The 3990-nt window shown below is 70.1% G+C and carries 3 protein-coding genes; 2 read left to right on the top strand and 1 reads right to left on the bottom strand.

Annotated features, from left to right (window positions below):
* A partial coding sequence (locus N5E02_RS20385) for an NAD(P)H-hydrate dehydratase (protein ID WP_279946693.1) occupies window positions 1–1287 on the bottom strand: 1287 nt, incomplete at its 3' end.
* Between the two features lie 23 nt (window positions 1288–1310).
* Here N5E02_RS20385 and queG point away from each other — a divergent pair.
* Entirely contained in the window at window positions 1311–2381 is a 1071-nt protein-coding gene (gene queG / locus N5E02_RS20380) for a tRNA epoxyqueuosine(34) reductase QueG (protein ID WP_279946692.1), read from the top strand.
* 44 nt (window positions 2382–2425) lie between these two features.
* Window positions 2426–3757, top strand: coding sequence for an exodeoxyribonuclease VII large subunit (gene xseA / locus N5E02_RS20375; RefSeq protein ID WP_279946691.1), 1332 nt, complete (start codon window positions 2426–2428; stop codon window positions 3755–3757).
* Window positions 3758–3990 lie beyond the last annotated feature (233 nt).

The raw sequence follows: 3990 nt of genomic DNA, 5'->3' as shown, positions 1-3990 counted from the left end.
CCCCACGGCCATGCCGGGATTGCCGGCGGCGATCAACCGGGGCGTTTGCCCGGGCGCCGCCACGATGCTGCCGGCGCCCTTCAACACCACCACCGCGTGGAAACGCTCGGCGAGCGTCTGCGCACAGGCGTAGCGATCGGCCTGGATGTCGCTGGTGCTGCAGCCGAGCAGGCGTGCGGCCTCGCCCGGGTGCGGTGTGAGGACGGCGCCAGGCAAGGCACGCGGATCCTGCGCCAGCAGGTTCAGCGCGTCAGCATCGACCACCAGTGGTTTGGCGCTGGCCAGCACCCGCGCAAACAGTGCGCGCGCCCATTCGTCCTGGCCCAGACCGGGCCCGATCGCCACCACCTTTGCCCTGTCAAGCAAGGCCGGCAGCGCTTCGCCGTCTTCCAGCGCGTGGGTCATCGCCTCGGGCAGGCGAGCCAGCAGTGGAGCGACGTGGTCGCGGCGGGTACCCAGGCTCAACAGCCCCGCCCCTGCGCGCAAGGCGGCCTCGGCTGCCATGGCGATGGCACCGCCGCTGCCATGGTTGCCGCCGACGCACAGCACGTGGCCGGATTCACCCTTGTGGGTATTTGCGCGGCGCGGCGGCAACAGGGCCGGCAACCGTGCCTGCGCCCAGTACTCCACGGCAGGCGACACGCTTTGCCATGCGGCAGCGGGCAACTGCAGGGGTGCCAGGGCCTTGTGCCCGCAATGATCCAGCGCGTCGCCGGTGTACAGCCCGCGATGGGCCACGATGAACTGCAGGGTCAGCGCCGCGCGCACTGCCGCGCCAGGTATCGCACCGCGGTCGGCATCGACGCCACTGGGCACATCCAGGGCCAGCACAGGTGCCGCCTGCGCATTGATCGCAACGATCAGCGCCTGCGCCGCGCCCTCCGGCGCGCGATCGAAACCCAGCCCGAACAGGGCATCGACCCAGAGGTCGGCCTCGGGCAGCGCGCCGTCGAACTCGGTGATGGCGCCGCCGTCGGACCTGAACTCCGATGTTGCACGCTGCGCCAGCGCGGTCGATGGCGCCCGGCCCGGCAGGGCGATCACCCTCACCTCGCGCCCGGCCTGCAACGCGTGGCGAGCCAGCACGAGGCCGTCGCCGCCATTGTTGCCCGCACCGACCACCACGCCGATGCGCTGCGCCTGCGGCCAATGCTGCAGCAGGCACTGCCAGGCGGCCTGGCCGGCCTGCGCCATCAGTCCCCAGCCAGCATCCCCCGCCAGGGTGGACGCCTGGGCATCCAGCGCACGCGCGGCAGCGGAATCGAACAGATCGGCGAGGTTGGCCATGCAGGGATTTTATACTGGTGCGCATGTCCCTCGCCCCCTCCCCCGTCGATCCAGCCCAGGCCGTGCAGCGCATCCGCGAACTGGCCCGCGCGCATGGCTTCCAGCGCTGCGGCATCGCCGGTATCGAGCTCGGCGAGGACGAGGCGCACCTGGCCGACTGGCTGGGCCAGGGCCTGTACGGCACGATGGACTGGATGGCGCGCCACGGCACCCTGCGCGCACGACCGGCCGAGCTGTTGCCCGGCACTGTGCGCGTGATCTCGGTGGGCATGGACTACAGCCACAAGGATGACACCGAAGCGTGGGCGACGCTGGCCGACCCGGGCCGCGCCTACGTGGCGCGCTATGCGCTGGGCCGCGACTACCACAAGCTGATGCGCAACCGCCTGCAGAAGTTGGCCACGCAGATCGACGACGAAGTCGCACCACTGGGCTACCGCGTGTTCGTCGATTCCGCCCCCGTCCTGGAGCGCGCACTGGCCCGCAACGCCGGGCTCGGCTGGATCGGCAAGCACACCTGCCTGATCGACCGCCATGGCGGTTCCTGGTTCTTCATCGGCGAGATCTACATCGACATCCCGCTGCCGATCGATACGCCGGCCACGGCGCACTGCGGCACCTGCACGCGCTGCATCGATGTCTGCCCGACCCAGGCCATCACCGGGCCGCAGCGGCTGGACGCGCGGCGCTGCATTTCCTACCTGACCATCGAACACGACGGCGCCATTCCCGAACAGATGCGCCCGCTGATCGGCAACCGCATCTATGGCTGCGACGACTGCCAGCTGGTCTGCCCCTGGAACAAGTTCGCCAAGCGCACCGACGAAGCCGATTTCCGCGCGCGCAACAACCTCGATACCGCGCGCCTGGACCAGCTGTTCACCTGGGACGAAGCCGAGTTCCTGCGCCGCACCGAAGGCAGCCCGATCAGGCGCAGCGGCCATGAGCGCTGGCTACGCAACATCGCCGTGGCGCTGGGCAATGCGCCGTCCTCGGCCGAAGCGCTGGCTGCCCTGCAGACCCGCATCGACGATCCTTCGCCGCTGGTGCGTGAACACGTGCAGTGGGCACTGGGCCAGCATACGGCGCGCTGACGTGCGATCCTGAGCCCCCGTTCCGCCCGCAGCACGCCGTTTCCATGCAGCCACGCAACAACGACATCCTCACCCCCAGCCAGCTCAACACCCTGGCCCGCGACCTGCTGGAAGGCAGCTTCCCGGCGATCTGGGTCGAGGCCGAACTGGGCAGCGTGGCGCGTCCTGCCTCCGGACACCTCTACTTCACCCTGAAGGACGCGCGCGCGCAGCTGCGTGCGGCGATGTTCCGGATGAAGGCGCAGCACCTGAAGTTCGTGCCGCGCGAAGGCATGCGCGTGCTGGTGCGCGGCAAGGTGACCCTGTACGACGCCCGTGGCGAGTACCAGATGGTGCTGGACCACATGGAGGAAGCCGGCGAAGGCGCGCTGCGCCGCGCCTTCGAGGAGCTGAAGGCACGGCTGGAGGCCGAAGGCCTGTTCGACCCGGCACGCAAGCGGCCGCTGCCGGCGCACGTGCGACGCCTGGCCGTGATCACCTCGCCCACCGGCGCTGCCGTGCGCGATGTGCTGAGCGTGCTCGGCCGGCGCTTCCCGCTGCTGGAAGTTGACCTGCTGCCGACCCTGGTACAGGGCAGCAGTGCCGCCGCGCAGATCACCCGGCTGCTGCAGGCCGCCGATGCCAGCGGCCGCTACGACGTGATCCTGCTGACCCGCGGTGGTGGTTCGCTGGAAGACCTGTGGGCCTTCAATGATGAAGCCCTGGCCCGTGCGATCGCCGCCAGCCGCACCCCGGTGGTGTCTGCGGTTGGCCACGAAACCGACTTCAGCCTGAGCGACTTCGCCGCCGACCTGCGTGCACCGACGCCATCGGTGGCGGCTGAGCTGCTGGTACCGGACCAGCGCGAACTGGCCCTGCGCGTGCGCCGCACGGCCGTTCGCATGCTGCAGCTGCACCGGCATGCGATGCAACAGGCGATGCAGCGCGCCGACCGCGCCCTGTTGCGCCTGAACGCGCAGAGCCCGCAGGCACGACTGGATCTGCTGCGTCGACGCCAGCTCGATCTGGGACGACGCCTGCATGCCGCGTTCAACCAGCAGCAGGAGCGCCGTGCTGCGCGGCTTCGCCATGCAGCGGCGGTCCTGCGCGGGCACCATCCACAGCGCCAGCTCGACACGATGCAGCGCCGCTTGGCCGCCCTGCGCGGACGACCGCAGGCAGCGATGCAGCGTCTGCTGGAGCGCGATGCACTGCGGCTGCGCGGGCTGGCGCGTTCACTGGAAGCAGTCAGCCCGCTGGCCACCGTAGCCCGCGGCTACAGCATCCTGACCCGCAGCGACGATGGTGCGCTGGTGCGGCGCATCGACCAGGTGCAACCTGGTGACGCCCTGCAGGCCCGCGTCGGCGACGGCGTGATCGACGTACAGGTCAAGTAGAGGGGGGTTCGGCAGGGCTGCGCCCTGCACCCGCAGAGGCTTCAAGCAACGGCCGAAGCAACAGCAAAAGCTGGCATTCCGCGGGTTGGCGGGGCGGTGCCAGAGTGCGGGGACGCCGTAAACCCGTCCATGGGGGCTTGGCAGCCGCATCCATGCGGCTGACACCCCGCACTCCGACACCGCCCCACCTCTGACAGTTTTCCGCGATGGGGTAGATCCACGCCATGCGTGGA

Source organism: Stenotrophomonas sp. GD03777, from assembly GCF_029842485.1.
GTDB lineage: Bacteria > Pseudomonadota > Gammaproteobacteria > Xanthomonadales > Xanthomonadaceae > Stenotrophomonas > Stenotrophomonas sepilia.
This window is presented reverse-complemented; position numbering and strand designations above follow the sequence as displayed.

Bases quoted from the DNA above. Each gene is read 5' to 3' on its own strand.
- queG (WP_279946692.1), top strand. From the start codon at position 1,311: ATGTCCCTCGCCCCCTCCCCCGTCGATCCAGCCCAGGCCGTGCAGCGC.
- xseA (WP_279946691.1), top strand. From the start codon at position 2,426: ATGCAGCCACGCAACAACGACATCCTCACCCCCAGCCAGCTCAACACC.